Origin of the sequence: Rhodococcus sp. JVH1 (assembly GCF_000280725.2) — a bacterium.
Lineage (GTDB): Bacteria > Actinomycetota > Actinomycetes > Mycobacteriales > Mycobacteriaceae > Rhodococcus_F > Rhodococcus_F jostii_A.
This window is the reverse complement of the sequence record NZ_CP166289.1, coordinates 759,592-775,759: the sequence shown is the minus strand read 5'-3', so window position 1 is coordinate 775,759 and position 16,168 is coordinate 759,592. Positions and strand designations below refer to the sequence as shown.

At 69.0% G+C, this 16,168-nt stretch carries 14 protein-coding genes; all 14 read left to right on the top strand.

Going from position 1 to position 16,168, the window contains the following annotated elements; all coding sequences use genetic code 11:
* Positions 1-44: 44 nt before the first annotated feature.
* The 14 genes from JVH1_RS03655 (at position 45) to trmD (ending at position 16,153) form a co-directional block, all read left to right on the top strand.
* Positions 45-485 (top strand): OsmC family protein, encoded by a 441-nt coding sequence (locus JVH1_RS03655; protein WP_009479711.1) that lies wholly within the window; start codon positions 45-47, stop codon positions 483-485.
* Complete coding sequence (locus JVH1_RS03650) at positions 485-1,414, top strand: hypothetical protein (protein ID WP_009479712.1); 930 nt, start codon at positions 485-487, stop codon at positions 1,412-1,414. Before JVH1_RS03655 ends, JVH1_RS03650 begins: the two co-directional genes overlap by 1 nt.
* A 5-nt stretch (positions 1,415-1,419) precedes the next feature.
* A complete protein-coding gene (locus JVH1_RS03645; RefSeq protein WP_011598391.1) occupies positions 1,420-1,689 on the top strand; it encodes an acylphosphatase in 270 nt (89 codons plus the stop codon).
* Positions 1,690-1,711: 22 nt separating this feature from the next.
* On the top strand, positions 1,712-5,317 hold the full coding sequence (gene smc, locus JVH1_RS03640; RefSeq protein WP_009479713.1) for a chromosome segregation protein SMC: 3,606 nt from the start codon (positions 1,712-1,714) through the stop codon (positions 5,315-5,317).
* A 66-nt stretch (positions 5,318-5,383) separates the two neighbouring features.
* Complete coding sequence (gene ftsY, locus JVH1_RS03635; protein ID WP_009479714.1) at positions 5,384-6,793, top strand: signal recognition particle-docking protein FtsY; 1,410 nt, start codon at positions 5,384-5,386, stop codon at positions 6,791-6,793.
* Between the two features lie 259 nt (positions 6,794-7,052).
* Positions 7,053-8,372 carry an ammonium transporter gene (locus JVH1_RS03630; protein ID WP_371113085.1) on the top strand — a complete coding sequence of 440 codons (1,320 nt, stop codon included), beginning with the start codon at positions 7,053-7,055 and terminating at the stop codon, positions 8,370-8,372.
* Positions 8,373-8,376: 4 nt separating this feature from the next.
* Entirely contained in the window at positions 8,377-8,715 is a 339-nt protein-coding gene (locus tag JVH1_RS03625) for a P-II family nitrogen regulator (protein ID WP_005240467.1), read from the top strand.
* A complete protein-coding gene (locus JVH1_RS03620) occupies positions 8,705-11,257 on the top strand; it encodes a [protein-PII] uridylyltransferase (protein ID WP_009479716.1) in 2,553 nt (850 codons plus the stop codon). The genes JVH1_RS03625 and JVH1_RS03620 overlap by 11 nt, the downstream gene beginning before the upstream one ends.
* Before the next feature lie 75 nt (positions 11,258-11,332).
* Entirely contained in the window at positions 11,333-12,919 is a 1,587-nt protein-coding gene (gene ffh, locus JVH1_RS03615) for a signal recognition particle protein (RefSeq protein ID WP_009479717.1), read from the top strand.
* Positions 12,920-12,922: 3 nt separating this feature from the next.
* Positions 12,923-14,005 carry an amidohydrolase family protein gene (locus JVH1_RS03610; RefSeq protein ID WP_009479718.1) on the top strand — a complete coding sequence of 361 codons (1,083 nt, stop codon included), beginning with the start codon at positions 12,923-12,925 and terminating at the stop codon, positions 14,003-14,005.
* 179 nt (positions 14,006-14,184) lie between these two features.
* Positions 14,185-14,646, top strand: a complete 462-nt coding sequence (rpsP, locus tag JVH1_RS03605; RefSeq protein ID WP_005240477.1) for a 30S ribosomal protein S16 — start codon at positions 14,185-14,187, stop codon at positions 14,644-14,646.
* A complete protein-coding gene (locus JVH1_RS03600) occupies positions 14,643-14,885 on the top strand; it encodes an RNA-binding protein (RefSeq protein ID WP_005240479.1) in 243 nt (80 codons plus the stop codon). The genes rpsP and JVH1_RS03600 overlap by 4 nt, the downstream gene beginning before the upstream one ends.
* Before the next feature lie 13 nt (positions 14,886-14,898).
* Positions 14,899-15,450: a ribosome maturation factor RimM gene (rimM, locus tag JVH1_RS03595; RefSeq protein ID WP_043782283.1), complete on the top strand. Its 552-nt coding sequence runs from the start codon at positions 14,899-14,901 to the stop codon at positions 15,448-15,450.
* A gap of 10 nt (positions 15,451-15,460) precedes the next feature.
* Positions 15,461-16,153 carry a tRNA (guanosine(37)-N1)-methyltransferase TrmD gene (gene trmD / locus JVH1_RS03590; protein WP_009479720.1) on the top strand — a complete coding sequence of 231 codons (693 nt, stop codon included), beginning with the start codon at positions 15,461-15,463 and terminating at the stop codon, positions 16,151-16,153.
* The last annotated feature ends 15 nt before the right edge of the window (positions 16,154-16,168 follow it).

Genomic DNA, 16,168 nt, shown 5'->3' with positions numbered 1-16,168 from the left:
CCCACCTACCTGGCGTTGCGCCGATCGGTGGCAGGATTGAGCGCATGGCAGAACAGACTTCCGACACGACGGCGCCCACCTCACTGTGGGTCGAGCGAACGGGCACCCGGCGATACACCGGCCGCAGCTCGCGCGGCGCCGAGGTCCTGATCGGCTCCGAGGGCGTGGAGGGCGTGTTCACTCCCGGGGAACTCCTGAAGATCGCACTCGCCGCGTGCAGTGGGATGAGCTCGGACTTCCCGCTGTCGCGGCGACTGGGTGACAACTACGACGCCACCATCCGGGTGTCCGGTGCCGCCGACCGGGAGAACGAGGTGTACCCGCAGCTGGACGAGGTGCTGGAACTGGATCTCAGCGAGCTCGACGCCGACGCGCAGGAGCGTCTGGTGGCGCTCGTGGAACGATCCGTCGACAAGGTCTGCACGGTCGGGCGGACGCTGAAGGCCGGGACGACGGTGACGTTGACCGTCCAGAGGGAAGCATGATGCGTCGTGAGCTGGCCGCGCTCGCGGGCGGGACGGCGCTCTGCGCGGGTCTGCTCGTGGTCGCGCCCGCGGCCGCCGGGCCCGCGTTCGCGCCCCCCGGCGGTGCGTGCACCCCGTGGTCGGTGTCGGAGGTGACGTCCGGGGCGGGTGTTCTCGAGAACCTGGCGTTCGACGGCGCGGGCACCATGCTGGTGTCGCGGACAGGCCTGGTCGGCGGCGGAGCCCTCGACGGGGTCGCCCCCGACGGCACCGTCACCCCGATCGTGCCCGACGTCGAGTCTCCCGGTGGAATCGCCGTGGACGGCACCGACGCGTACTTCGCCACGGGGAATTCCTTCGCCGCCGGGGTCACCGGCTCGGCGAGCGGCACGATCGACGTCGTGAACCTCGACACCGGTGACACACGCACCGTGGCCGAGGGGCTGGTCATGCCGAACGGGCTGGTCCGGCTGAGCAACGGAGACATCCTCACCGCCCGGAATCTGGGCTCCGGGGCGGGACTGATCCGCGTCCCGGCGGCGGATCCCCACACCCCGGAGATCGTCCGCACCGATCTCGGAACCGTGGACGGTCTCGCCGCGCACGACGGCAACGTCTATACGGTGACGACATTCGACACGACCACTACGCTGCGCATCCTCCGCGAAGACGACCTGGATGGCCCCGTCGTCTCGGTCGAGCTGCCCGGCTCCGGGCCCCTCAACGCGGCCGACGACCTCACCGTCGGACCGGACGGCATCGTCTACGTCGCCTACAACGGCGGCGGCAAGGTGGTGCGGGTCGATCCCGCGACAGGGGAGAGCTGCGCCCTGGCGTCCGGGCTGCCGCTCGTGTCCTCGGTGCGGTTCGGCGCAGGACCGGGCTGGGATCCGGACGCGCTCTACGCCACCAGTTTCACCGGGAAGATCTACAAGCTCGAACGGTCGTGACGGACATGGAGAGAATGACCGCGTGGGTGCACGGATTCGTGCAGGGTGTGGGATTCCGGTGGTGGACCCGCGCCCGCGCGCTGGAACTCGGCCTCGTCGGATACGCGGCCAACCAGAAGGACGGCCGCGTGCTCGTCATCGCCGAGGGACCTCGGGACAAGCTGGAAACCCTGCTGACGCTGCTGCGGTCGGGAGACACACCGGGCGCGGTGGATCTCGTCGTGGAGCAATGGGATTCCGCCCGCGGCGACCTCACCGGGTTCGTGGAACGGTGAACCGCAGGTAAAGTTCTCCGTCATGCATCTGAAGAGTCTGACGCTGAAGGGATTCAAATCCTTTGCGTCCGCAACGACTCTGCGATTCGAGCCGGGAATCACCTGTGTCGTAGGACCCAACGGGTCGGGTAAATCCAACGTCGTCGACGCTCTCACCTGGGTGATGGGGGAGCAGGGAGCGAAGGCCCTGCGCGGCGGCAAGATGGAAGACGTCATCTTCGCAGGCACCGCCGGGCGGGCGCCCCTCGGACGCGCCGAGGTCACGCTGACCATCGACAACTCCGACGGCGCCCTGCCGATCGACTACTCCGAGGTGTCGATCACCCGGCGCATGTTCCGCGACGGCGCCGGAGAATACGAGATCAACGGCAGCTCCTGCCGGCTGATGGACGTGCAGGAACTGCTCAGCGACTCCGGCATCGGCCGGGAGATGCACGTGATCGTCGGTCAGGGCCGCCTCGCCGCCATCCTCGAATCCCGTCCGGAGGATCGGCGCGCATTCATCGAGGAAGCAGCCGGCGTTCTCAAGCACCGCAAGCGCAAGGAAAAGGCGGTTCGCAAACTCGACGCCATGCAGGCCAACCTGGCGCGCCTGAACGACCTCACGGCGGAACTGCGGCGCCAGCTCAAACCGCTCGGCCGGCAGGCCGAGGTGGCGCGCCGCGCCCAGACGGTGCAGGCCGACCTCCGCGACGCGAAGCTGCGGCTCGCCGCGGACGACCTGGTCACGCGCCGTGAGGAGCTGGCCGACCAGGCTCAGGACGAGAAGGTGGCGCGCGAGCAGCACGACCAGGTCACCGAGGCGCTCGACGAGGCCAATCTGGAGCTGGGACGGCACGAACAGGAACTGTCGAGACTCACACCGGGTGCGGAAGCGGCCGCGCAGACGTGGTTCCAGCTGTCGGCACTCGCGGAGCGCGTCAATGCGACCATTCGCATCGCCCGCGAACGGGCGCGCCACCTCGACTCCGAGCCCTCCGCGAACCGCGGTCAGGATCCGGACGAGATGGAGGCCCGCGCCGACCGGATCGCCGCGGAGGAGATGGAGCTCGTCGAAGCCGTCGAGATGGCGCGCGCGGCGCTGGACGCCGCCAAGGAGCAGCTGGCACTGGGGGAGGAGACCGCCGCCGAGGCGGAACGCGCTCACATGGCGGCGGTCCGGGCGATCGCCGACCGCCGAGAAGGCCTGGCCCGGTTGTCCGGGCAGGTCGACACGCTGCGCACCCGCGCCGACTCCGTCGACGCCGAAGTGTCCCGGCTGACCGTCGCAATCGAAGAGGCCCGGCAGCGCGGCGACGCGGCACAGTCCGAATTCGAGGTCGTCCAGGACGAGATCGGTGACCTCGACGCCGGCGAGCTGGGGCTGGATTCCCACCACGAGCGTGCCGTCGAGGCACTGCGCCTGATCACCGAACGCGTCACGGAACTCCAGGCCGAGGAGCGCGCCGCCGGACAGGAAGTGGCATCCCTGCGTGCCCGGATCGACGCGCTGTCGATGGGCCTCGAACGCAAGGACGGCGCCGGCTGGCTCGTCGAGAATCGGGCGCAGCACGGCATCCGGGGACCGATCGGTGGACTCATCACAGTCGAGAAGGGGTACGAGGGTGCCGTCGCCGCGGCGATGGGCCCCGCCGCGGACGCCGTCGTCGCCGAATCCCTCGACGCCGCCCGCAGCGCAGTCGGTGCGCTGAAGGAAACGGACAGCGGACGGGCGTCCCTGTTCATCGGCTCCGATCACGTCGCACGTGACGGCGGGCACCTGGACTCCGGCGCCCGGTGGGCCGTCGACGTCATCGACTGCCCCGCCGAACTGCGGACCGGGCTCGCAGCGCTCCTGGGCGGGGTGGTCGTGGTCGATTCCCTCGACGACGCCGTCGAGACCGTCCGGCGCAGGCCCGACGTGCGCGCCGTCACCCGAGACGGAGATCTCCTCGGAGCGGGCTGGATGAGCGGCGGCTCGGACCGTCAGCCGAGCACCCTCGAGGTCCAGGCCGCCATCGACAACTCGGTGCAGGATCTGGCCCGCGCCGAACGTCGCGCCGAGGAACTGTCCGCGGCACTGTCCGGCGCGGTCGCGGAACAGGCCGACCGTCAGGAGAACACCGAGCAGGCACTGGCCGCGCTGAACGAGTCCGACGCCGCGATGTCCGCCATCTACGAGCGCCTCGGCCGCCTCGGCCAGGCCGCGCGGGCCGCGCGCGCCGAATCCGATCGGCTCATGGCGCAGCGGGACAAGGCCGAGAGCGGTCGGGAGGACACGCTGACCGCGCTCGCCGAACTCGAGGAACGGCTGCGCCTGGCGGAACAGGACGGGTCGTCCTCCGGTGCCGACACGGGTGGATCCGACACGACGAGCATCGATCGTGAGATGGCGGCCGCGGCGCTGGCCGAAGTGCGGGCCGTGGAGGTGGAAGCCCGACTGTCGGTGCGGACGGCCGAGGAGCGCGCCGAATCGGTGCGCGGCAAGGCGGATTCCCTGCGCCGCGCCGCACAGGTGGAACGCGACGCGCGCGCCCGGGCCGAACGTGCGATGAAGGCGCGCCAGAACGCGGCCGCGGTCGCGGCGGCGGTCGCCGAGTCCGGGCAGCGGGTGGCCGAGCACCTCGGTGACGTCGTCGACGCCGCGATGGCTCACCGCGACGAACTCGCGCGGGCCCGCACCGAGCGGACCACCCAACTCGAACAGGTGAAGGAAAGGGTGCGTCAGCTGAGCGGACAGCTGGCGTCGCTCACCGACGCCGTGCACCGCGACGAGGTGGCTCGCGCCCAGGCCGCGCTGCGCATCGAGCAGCTCGAGGAGGCGATCCTCGAACAGCACGGCATCGGTCTGGACGACCTGATCGCCGAATACGGCCCCGACGTAGCGCTGCCGCCGTCCGCACTCGAGATGGAGGAGTACGAGCAGGCGAAGGAGCGCGGCGAGCAGGTCACGATGCCCGCACCGATTCCGTACGACCGCGCCACGCAGGAGCGTCGCGCGAAACGTGCCGAGAAGGACCTGGCGACGCTCGGCAAGGTCAACCCGCTGGCACTCGAGGAGTTCGCCGCGCTCGAGGAGCGCTACAACTTCCTCTCGACACAGCTCGAGGACGTGAAGACCGCCCGCAAGGATCTCCTCGGGGTGGTGGCCGACGTCGATGCCCGCATCCTGCAGGTGTTCACCGAGGCCTACTCGGACGTCGAACGCGAATTCGTGCAGGTGTTCGCGAAACTGTTCCCCGGCGGTGAAGGCAGGTTGGTGCTCACCGACCCGTCGGACATGCTGACCACCGGCATCGAGGTGGAGGCCCGGCCGCCCGGCAAGAAGGTCAAACGGCTGTCGCTGCTGTCCGGTGGCGAGAAGTCGCTGACGGCGGTGGCGATGCTCGTGGCGATCTTCCGAGCCAGGCCGTCCCCCTTCTACGTGATGGACGAGGTGGAGGCCGCGCTGGACGACACGAACCTGCGTCGTCTGATCGGGTTGTTCGAGCAGTTGCGGGAGAAGTCGCAGCTGATCGTCATCACCCACCAGAAGCCGACGATGGAGGTCGCCGACGCGCTCTACGGCGTCAGCATGCGCGGCGACGGCATCACCACCGTCATCTCCCAGCGGCTCCGTGGCCAGGACATGGCGGCCGCGGACGCCTGATTCCGGTCCGAGCCGGGACTGTGCGCGTGGGAAGGCAGTGCGCAACGAAATCCGGAGCCTGAAACAATGGGCGGCGTGACTACCGGAGCTTGGATTGCCATCGCGGCCGCACTGGCCGTACTTCTCGTCGTTCTCGTCGTCGGGTCCCTGCTGTATCGGCGTCGCCGAATCTCCCTGAAGGCGCCGGACACCCCGCAGGTCACCACGGCGGAAAAGGACCGTTCGGGCAGTTACCGCGCGGACGGCGGGTTCAACTTCAGCCAGGGGTCGACGGCGACGGCGCCGCCACGTCCGCCTGCGCCCGAGCCGGTTCTGCCGAAGCCGGTGCCCGAACCCGAGGTCGTCGCACCCGAACCCGAGGTCGTCGCACCCCCGGCACCGGAGAAGGCCCCCGAGCCGGAGAAGGCCCCGGAGAAGCCGACGGTCCCGCCGGAGCCGGTCACGTACGAACCGGTCGTCGCGCCCGAGGTCGAACCGGAACCCGAGGTCGCGCCCGCGCCCGAACCCGAAGCCGAAGCCGCACCGGCCCCCGCCGCGCCGGTGCTCGACGTCATCGCTCCCACGGAGGGGCGGCTCGACCGTCTGCGTGGGCGGTTATCCCGTTCCCAGTCCGCGGTGGGCAAGAGCCTGCTCGGACTGCTCGGCGGCGGCGATCTCGACGAGGACTCCTGGGAAGAGGTGGAGGACACACTCCTCATCGCCGACCTGGGCTCGGCGACCACCACGAAGATCGTCACGTCGCTGCGTGAGCAGATGGCGTCGCGCAGCGTCCGCACCGAGGCCGATGCCCGTGCGCTGCTCCGCGAAGTCCTGGTCGCCGAACTCCGGCCGGAACTCGATCGCTCGATCCGTGCCCTGCCGCACGACGACCACCCGGCGGTCCTGCTGGTCGTCGGTGTGAACGGCACCGGCAAGACCACGACCACCGGCAAGCTCGCGCGTGTTCTCGTGGCCGACGGCAGGCGCGTCCTGCTCGGTGCCGCCGACACGTTCCGTGCTGCCGCCGCGGACCAGCTGCAGACGTGGGCCGAGCGGGTGGGCGCCGAGGTGGTGCGCGGGAAGGAAGCCGCAGATCCGGCGGCCGTCGCGTTCGATGCCGTGGCCAAGGGAATCGACAACGGCGTCGACGTCGTGCTGATCGACACGGCTGGCCGGCTCCACACGAAGACCGGACTGATGGACGAGCTGGGCAAGGTGAAGCGGGTCATCGAGAAGAAGGCGTCGGTGGACGACGTCCTCCTCGTCCTCGACGCGACCATCGGCCAGAACGGCCTCGCGCAGGCGCGGGTGTTCGCCGAGGTCGTCGATATCACCGGTGTGGTGCTCACCAAGCTCGACGGCACCGCCAAGGGCGGCATCGTGTTCCAGGTTCAGCACGAACTCGGGGTTCCCGTGAAGCTCGTCGGACTCGGTGAGGGCGCCGACGATCTGGCGCCGTTCGAGCCGGGCGCCTTCGTCGACGCGTTGCTCGGCTGACGCAGCGATTCAGGGTCGTCTCGGGCTCCCGGACCGCTCAGGCGGGCTGAAACCGACCGCAAATCGCCTGGCGAAACCTGCACGCAACAAAATAGGCCGATGCGTTCACGCGCGCGAAACAGTGCAGTGGCACAGCCGAAACACCAACTGAGCACCCTTCTTCTCAGGTCGTCAGCCGCTACCGGCTGGGCAGAGAAGGAGGAGGCTCAAGGTGGATTTCCCCACTATCGGTGCACCGGACACCGGGGACACAGCGTGGATGCTGACCAGCGCCGCGCTCGTGTTGCTCATGACTCCGGGTCTTGCGTTCTTCTACGGCGGCATGGTGCGGGCCAAGAGCGTGCTGAACATGCTCATGATGAGCATCAGCGCGATGGGTGTCGTCGGCATCCTGTGGGTTCTCTACGGCTACTCCATGGCCTTCGGCGAGGACAAGGGAAACCTTGTCGGTGATCCGTTCCAGTACTTCGGGCTCAAAGGACTGATCGGCGGGTCGTACCTCGCCGAGACCGACGATGCCGGTTCGGTGATCGCCGATTCCGCGATCCCGCTCGTCGGCACCATCCCCGCGACGGTCTTCGTCGCGTTCCAGGCCATGTTCGCGATCATCACCGTGGCCCTCATCTCGGGTGCCGTGGCGGATCGCCTGCGCTTCGGTTCCTGGCTGCTGTTCGCCGGCCTCTGGGCGACGGTCGTGTACTTCCCCGTGGCGCACTGGGTCTTCGCCTTCGACGGCGTCACCGCCGAGACCGGTGGCTGGATCGCCAACAAGCTCGCCGCGGTCGACTTCGCGGGTGGTACCGCGGTGCACATCAACGCCGGCGCCGCCGGCCTCGTCCTCGCGATCATCCTCGGCAAGCGCAAGGGATGGCCGGGCACCCCGTTCCGTCCGCACAACCTGCCCTTCGTGATGCTCGGCGCCGGCCTCCTCTGGTTCGGCTGGTTCGGTTTCAACGCCGGTTCGGCCGTCGGTTCCAACGGCATCGCCGGAGCAACCTTCATCACCACGGTCATCGGAACGTGCGCGGCCATGCTCGCCTGGCTCCTGGTCGAGCGGATTCGCGACGGCCACGCCACCACACTCGGTGCGGCGTCCGGAATCGTGGCCGGCCTGGTTGCCATCACGCCTTCCTGCTCCTCGGTGAACGTCCTCGGCGCGCTCGCCATCGGCGTCGTCGCAGGCGCACTCTGCGCGCTCGCGGTCGGACTCAAGTTCCGCTTCGGGTTCGACGACTCGCTCGACGTCGTCGGTGTCCACCTCGTCGGCGGCATCGTCGGAACGCTGATGGTCGGCCTGGTCGCAACGGCTGAGGCGCCCGCGGGTGTTGTCGGACTGTTCTATGGTGGAGGCCTCGACCAACTCTGGCGTCAGGCAGTGGGCGCCGGAGCAGTACTGCTTTACTCGCTCGTCGGTACGGCCGTCGTCGCGTTGATCGTGAAGTTCACGATCGGTCTGCGGCTCAGCGACGAGGGTGAATCACTTGGAGTGGACGAGTCGGAACACGCAGAAACTGGCTACGATTTCGCCGCTCTCGGCGGAAACTCGGCGACTGCTCGTGTATCCGGCAAGGAGGGATGAGGAAATGAAGCTGATCACAGCAATTGTCAAGCCGTTCACTCTGGAGGACGTGAAGACGGGACTCGAGCAGGCGGGCGTCCTGGGGATGACCGTCAGCGAGGTCCAGGGGTACGGCCGGCAGAAGGGCCACACCGAGGTCTACCGAGGTGCCGAGTACTCGGTCGATTTCGTTCCGAAGGTCCGGGTCGAGGTCGTCGTGGACGACGCTGCTGTGGACAAGGTCGTCGAGGTGATCGTCGAGGCGGCACGCACGGGCAAGATCGGTGACGGCAAGGTCTGGGTCTCACCGGTCGAGTCGGTCATCCGGGTGCGTACCGGGGAACGCGGCGCGGATGCACTCTGACCCCAACGGGTCCGGTAAGACCGGCCCTGGTCCCGTCGCCAAGGCGACGGAACCAGGGCCGGTTGCGTCAGGCGGATCGGACGAAGCAGCGGACCTGGCCCGCGCACGTAGGCAACTGCTCACCGGTGGCTCCGAGACCGGCCCCGGCGCAAGGAATCCCGCAGGTCACGGGCGCCGGCTCGACGCCGCCGCGCTCCGTCACGCGCTCGTCGACCTGCACGAGTTCTGGTTGACCACAAAGGGAGCCGAGCTGGGCATCAAGCCCGACAGCGGTTTTGCGCTCGTCGCGGTCGGTGGGCTCGGACGGCGGGAACTCCTGCCGTACTCGGATCTCGACCTCCTCCTCCTTCACGACGACATGGATCCGGCGGTCGTCGCGCAGGTGGCCGACCAACTCTGGTATCCGTTGTGGGACGCGCACATCAAGCTCGACCACAGCGTCCGCACCATCCCTCAGGCACTGCAGGTGGCGGACACGGACATCACCGCGGCTCTGGGAATGCTCGAGGCGCGTCACATCGTCGGCGACGTCGAGCTGACCAATCTGCTCATCAGCGGGGTCCGCAGGCAGTGGCGCACCGACATCCGCAACCGTTTCGACGGACTCATCGAGCAGACGCGGTCGCGCTGGGAACGCAGCGGCGAGATCGCCCACCGCGCAGAGCCCGACCTGAAGAGCGGTCGCGGTGGACTGCGGGACGTACAGTTGCTCAACGCGCTGTCCATCGCGCAGCTCACCGACGGCATGCCCGGGCTCGGTCCCGAGTCGCCCGGCGGGGGACTGGCACTCGCACATCGGCGGCTCCTCGACGTCCGCACCGAACTGCACCGGGTCGCGGGCCGCTCCCGCGATCAGTTGCGGGCGCAGGATGCCGACGAGATCGGCGCCGCACTGCGGATCGGCGATCGATTCGACCTCGCGCGCATGCTCAGTGATGCCGCGCGCACCATCAGCTATTCCGTCGACGTCGGTGTGCGGACGGCCGGACACGCCCTGCCGCGGCGCGGCCTGGCGCGGTTGCGCCGACCACCGGTGCGACGGCCCCTCGACGAGGGTGTCGTCGAGCACGCCGGTGAAGTGGTGCTGGCGCGCGACGCCCGGCCGGCGAAGGACCCGGGCCTCGTGCTGCGGGTCGCGTCGGCGTCGGCGACGACGGGAATGCCGATGTCGGCGTCCACTCTGAATCGCCTGGCCGACAACGCCCCCGAGCTGCGCGAGCCGTGGCCGAAGGAGGCGCTGAACGATCTGCTGGTGATGCTGGGCTCGGGTAGCCGTGCCGTCGCGGCGATCGAGGCTCTCGATCGGACCGGCCTGTGGGGCAGGCTTCTTCCCGAGTGGGGTGCCGTCCGGGACCTGCCGCCGCGGGACGCGGTGCACACGTGGACGGTGGATCGGCATCTCGTCGAGACCGCTGCCTATGCCAGTGGGTTCACCACCCGCGTGGCCCGCCCGGACCTGCTGATGCTCGGTGCGTTGCTGCACGACATCGGCAAGGGCCGCGGCGGCGACCACAGCGTGGTCGGCGCCGAACTGGCCACCCAGATCGGCAGGCGCCTCGGATTGTGGCCGTCGGACGTTGCGCTGCTGACGGCGATCGTGCGCCACCACCTGCTGCTGCCGCACACCGCGACGAGGCGCGACCTCGACGATCCCGAGACGGTCGAGCGGGTGGTGGAAGCGATCGGCGGCGACGGAGTCCTGCTGGAGTTGCTGCATGCGCTGGCGGAGGCCGATTCGCTGGCGACGGGTCCCGGTGTGTGGGGCGACTGGAAGTCGTCGCTGATCGGCGAACTCGTGCGCCGCTGCCGCCTGGTCATGGCGGGAGAGGTGCTTCCCGCACCCGATCCGCTCGATCCGGAACACGTCGCGCTGGCGGCGTCGGGTGGCGTGCACGTCGCGCTGGTCCCCGCCGACAGTCCCCACACGTATGTGGTGACGGTGATCGCGCCCGATCAGCGGGGTCTGCTGTCGAAGGCGGCGGGCGTGCTCGCGCTGCACTCCCTGCGGGTCTACTCCGCGTCCCTGGGCAGCGCCGAGGGGTCGGCGGTCAACTCGTTCGTCGTGTCCCCGAGGTTCGGGGCGCCGCCGCAGGCGGGTCTGCTGCGGCAGGAGCTGATCCGCGCGCTGGCGGGGGAGCTGAACCTGCTGGAGATGCTCACGGCCAAGGAAGAGGAGGCTCGCGAGAGCCAGCGCGTCGCCGCGGTGGAGGAACGGGGCGAAGCCGCGGTTCCGGTGCAGTACGCGCAGGCGCCGCCGCGGGTCATCTGGTTCGACACCGCATCGCCCGGCGAGGTCATCCTGGAACTGAGGGCCGAGGACCGGCTGGGGCTGCTGTCCCGGCTCGCCGACGCGTTCGACACGTGCGGCGCGGACGTCCGCTGGGCGCGGGTGACCACCCTGGGTTCGTCGGTGATCGACTCGTTCTGCCTCGATCTCGGCGGCGGGGACACCCGGGCGAGCCGGGAGCAGGTCGAGAGCGCGATCCTCGGCGTCGTTCCGCTCACGAAGCCGAAGAAGCAGGAGGGCAGCGGGGGAGAATGAACGACGGGACGTGAGCGGCTAGGCTGGGGCCGAGAATATCCACCGCACACTCGCATGACTTCAGGAGCGCACTCGGTGTTCGAATCCCTTTCCGACAGGTTGACCGGAGCCCTCAAGGATCTGCGTGGCAAGGGTCGCCTTTCCGGAGCCGACATCGATGCCACCTGCCGTGAGATCCGGTTGGCCCTGCTCGAGGCAGACGTCGCGCTGCCCGTCGTCCGCTCGTTCATCGCCAAGATCAAGGAACGCGCCAAGGGCGTCGAGGTCTCGGCGGCGCTGAACCCGGCGCAGCAGGTCGTCAAGATCGTCAACGAGGAACTCGTCGAGATCCTCGGTGGCGAGACCCGCCGGCTGGCGTTCGCCAAGACGCCGCCGACGGTCATCATGCTCGCCGGTCTCCAAGGTTCCGGTAAGACGACCCTCGCAGGCAAGCTCGCGAAGTGGCTGCGCGACCAGGGACACACGCCGCTGCTCGTGGCCTGTGACCTGCAGCGTCCCGGCGCCGTCACCCAGCTGCAGATCGTCGGCGAGCGCGCGGGAGCCACGGTGTTCGCACCGCACCCCGGCACATCCATCGGCGGCGGCGACAACGAGCTGGGCGTCACCGCGGCCGACCCGGTCGAGGTGGCCCGGGCAGGTGTGGAGGAAGCCCGCAACAAGCAGTTCGACGTGGTGATCGTCGACACCGCGGGCCGGCTGGGTATCGACGCCGACCTGATGGCGCAGGCGGCGGGTATCCGCGACGCCGTGAACCCGGACGAGACGATCTTCGTCCTCGACGCGATGATCGGTCAGGACGCGGTCAGCACCGCCGAGGCCTTCCGTGAGGGTGTCGGATTCACCGGTGTCGTGCTCACGAAGCTCGACGGTGACGCCCGCGGTGGTGCGGCGCTCAGCGTCCGCGAGGTCACCGGGCAGCCCATCCTGTTCGCGTCCACGGGTGAGAAGCTCGAGGACTTCGACGTCTTCCACCCCGACCGCATGGCCAGCCGCATTCTCGGCATGGGTGACGTCCTCAGCCTGATCGAGGCGGCCGAGCAGCACTTCGACGCCGAGCAGGCCGAAGCCACAGCCCAGAAGATCGGTTCGGGACAGCTCACGCTGGAGGACTTCCTCGAGCAGATGATGGCTGTTCGCAAGATGGGCCCCATCGGCAACCTCCTGGGCATGCTCCCGGGTGCGGGGCAGATGAAGGACGCGCTCGCGAACGTCGACGAGAAGCAGCTCGACCGGGTGCAGGCCATCATCCGCGGCATGACCCCCGCCGAGCGTGACGATCCCAAGATCATCAACGCGTCCCGCAGGCTGCGGATCGCCAACGGTTCGGGTGTCAAGGTCTCCGACGTCAACCAGCTCGTCGACCGTTTCTTCGAGGCCCGCAAGATGATGGCCGCGATGGCCGGTCGTATGGGCATGCCCGGTTCGCGGAAGCCGCAGCGCAGCAAGAAGGGCAAGAAGGGCAAGAAGGGCGGCAAGGGGCCGACGCCGCCGAAGGTGCGCGGCGGATTCCCCGGCGGCCTGCCCGGCGGGTTCCCGGGTATGCCGCCCGGAGGTCTCCCCGCGGGGATGCCCGACCTGTCGAACATGCCGAAGGGCCTCGACGAATTGCCGCCCGGACTCGAGGGCATCGACCTGTCCCAGCTGAAGCTGCCGAAGAAGTAGCCGATGGGCGCGCTGCACTTCCGGGGCACCGGTCTGCCCGACGAACAGCCGGTCGAACTCTGGGTCGACAACGGTGTGATCTCGACGGAACCGGTTCCCGGCGCCGAGACCGTCTGCGAATCCGGGTGGATCGTTCCCGGACTCGTCGATGCCCACTGCCACGTCGGCATCAGGTTCGGCGGCGGTGGCGAGAGCGTCGACGGGTTGATCGCGCAGGCGGAGACCGAGCGCGACTGCGGGGTCCTGCTGATTCGGGACGCCGGTTCGCCGGTCGACACCCGGTTCGTCGACGACCGCCCCGACCTGCCGAGGATCATCCGCGCCGGACAGCACATCGCCGCCCCCAAGCGCTACATCCGCGGACTGCCGGTCGATCTGGAGGACGAGTCCCAGCTGCCGGACGAGGTGGTGCGCCAGGCCCGGGCCGGCGACGGGTGGGTCAAGCTCGTCGGCGACTGGATCGACCGCTCCGCGGGTGACCTCGCGCCGTTGTGGAGCGACGACATCCTCGTCGAGGCGATCGCGGCCGCGCACCGGGAAGGGGCTCGCGTCACCGCGCACGTCTTCGCCGAGGATGCGCTTCCGGGCCTGATCAACGCCGGAATCGACTGCATCGAGCACGGCACCGGGCTCACCGACGAGACGATCGAGCTGATGGTCTCGCACGGAACCGCGCTCGTCCCGACGCTGATCAACATCGCGACGTTCCCCGATATTGCCGAGTCCGCCTCGCGGTTCCCGATCTACGCCGCGCACATGCGTGACCTGCACTCACGGGTGAAGGACACGATCGGTGCCGCTCACGACGCGGGGATCCCGATCTACGCCGGCACCGACGCGGGAGGATCGATCGTCCACGGACGCATCGCCGACGAGGTCGAGGAACTGAAGGCGGTCGGACTGAGCCCGGCGGAGGCCCTCGGCGCCGCGTGCTGGGACGCGCGGACGTGGCTCGGACATCCGGGTGTGGAAGCGGGTGCGCCCGCGGATCTGCTGGTCTTCCGGAACGACCCGCGGGCGAGCAGCGACGCCCTCGCCGCGCCCGATGTCGTGGTGCTGCGGGGCAACGTCGTGAAGACCCGATGACCTGGTTTTCCCCTGACGGTGTTCGTCTGGCAGAATGAACCGCTGTTCGTCGCATCCGGTCACGCACCGCGCGGCGGTCACAGGTTAGAGGCAAAACCGGGCGCGCTATTCCTGCGCGTCGCCGAATTGCACGTGACACGTGGGCACACTCGTGTGCGCACTGAAGGAGAAGTACAGCAGTGGCTGTCAAGATCAAGCTCACCCGGCTCGGCAAGATCCGGAACCCGCAGTACCGCATCGTCGTCGCCGACTCCCGCACCCGCCGCAACGGCCGGGCGATCGAGACCATCGGCAAGTACCACCCCAAGGAAGAGCCCTCGCTGATCGAGGTCGATTCCGAGCGCGCTCAGTACTGGCTCGGCGTCGGCGCCCAGCCCACCGAGCCCGTCGAGGCCATCCTCAAGATCACCGGTGACTGGCAGAAGTTCAAGGGCCTGCCGGGCGCCGAGGGCACCCTCCGCGTCAAGGAAGCCAAGCCCTCCAAGCTGGAGCTGTTCCAGGCTGCGCTCGCGCAGGCCGAGAACGAGCCCGTCGGCGAGGCCATCACGCCCAAGAAGAAGAAGGCGAAGGCCGAGGACGCCGAGGCTGCTGCCGACGCTCCCGCCGAGGCTGCTGCAGAGTCCGAGGCTGCTGACAAGTGAGTGCCGTCGTCGCCGATGCCGTGGAGCACCTCGTTCGTGGCATCGTCGCCAACCCCGACGACGTTCGTGTCGAGCTGATCACCGGGCGTCGGGGGCGCACTGTCGAGGTGCACGTCAACCCTGACGATCTCGGCAAGGTCATCGGCCGCGGTGGTCGTACCGCGACCGCTCTGCGCACGCTGGTCTCCGGTATCGGTGGCCGCGGGATCCGTGTCGACGTCGTCGACACCGATCAGTAGAGGCCTTACAGCAGTGGAGCTCGTCGTCGGCCGTGTCGCCAAGTCGCACGGCATCAAGGGTGAGATCGTGGTCGAGGTTCGCACCGACGAACCCGAGGATCGATTCGCCGTGGGTGCCGTGCTGCGGGGACACAAGCCGCGCGAGCAGACTGTGAGCACATACACGGTGGAAGCCGCCCGGGACCATTCCGGGCGGCTTCTGCTGCGCCTCGAGGGTGTGTCGGATCGCACCGCGGCGGATGCCCTGCGGGGCACGCTGTTCGTCATCGACAGCGCCGAACTCGAGCCGTCCGACGACCCCGACGAGTTCTACGATCACGAACTCGAGGGACTGTCGGTGCGCCTCGCGGACGGCACCGAGGTGGGAACCGTCATCGAGGTATTGCATTCCGCGGCAGGCGAATTGCTCTCGATCCGCCGGGCCGGCGACCAGTCCGGAGAACTTCTCGTCCCGTTCGTGGCCGCGATCGTCACGTCGGTGTCCGTCGCGGACGGTGTCGCCCTGATCGATCCGCCGGAAGGGTTGCTCGATCCCGACTTCGGTGAATCCTCCGACGGGAAGTGAGTCGGTAGCCATGCGTCTCGACGTGGTCACCATCTTCCCCGAGTACCTCGAACCGCTGCGAGCGGCGTTGCTCGGCAAGGCCATCGACAAGGGCCTCATCTCCGTCGAGGTGCACGATCTGCGGGACTGGACGCACGACGTCCACAAGGCCGTCGACGATTCGCCGTACGGCGGCGGGCCGGGGATGGTCATGAAACCCACCGTGTGGGGTCCCGCCCTCGACGACGTCCTCGCCGCGGGCGACGGCGACACGGACACTCTGCTGGTCGTCCCCACCCCGGCCGGTGTTCCTTTCACGCAGGCTACCGCCGAGCGCTGGGCGGGGGAGAAGCGCATCGTCTTCGCCTGCGGACGTTACGAAGGCATCGATCAGCGTGTGTTCGACGACGCCGCCCGCCGGGTGCGCGTCGAAGAAGTGAGCATAGGCGACTACGTCCTCATCGGGGGCGAGGCGGCCGTGCTGGTGATGACCGAGGCGTTCGTGCGCCTGATTCCCGGAGTTCTCGGCAATCAGCAGTCGCACCAAGAGGATTCGTTTTCCGATGGCCTACTCGAAGGTCCCAGCTACACGCGGCCGGCAACGTGGCGCGGACTCGACGTCCCGCCGGTCCTGCTGTCGGGTGATCACGCGAAGGTGGCTGCCTGGCGGCGGGAGCAGTCGCTGCAACGCACCGCCGAACGCCGCCCGGACCTGTTGCCCTGAACCGGTTTCCGGGCC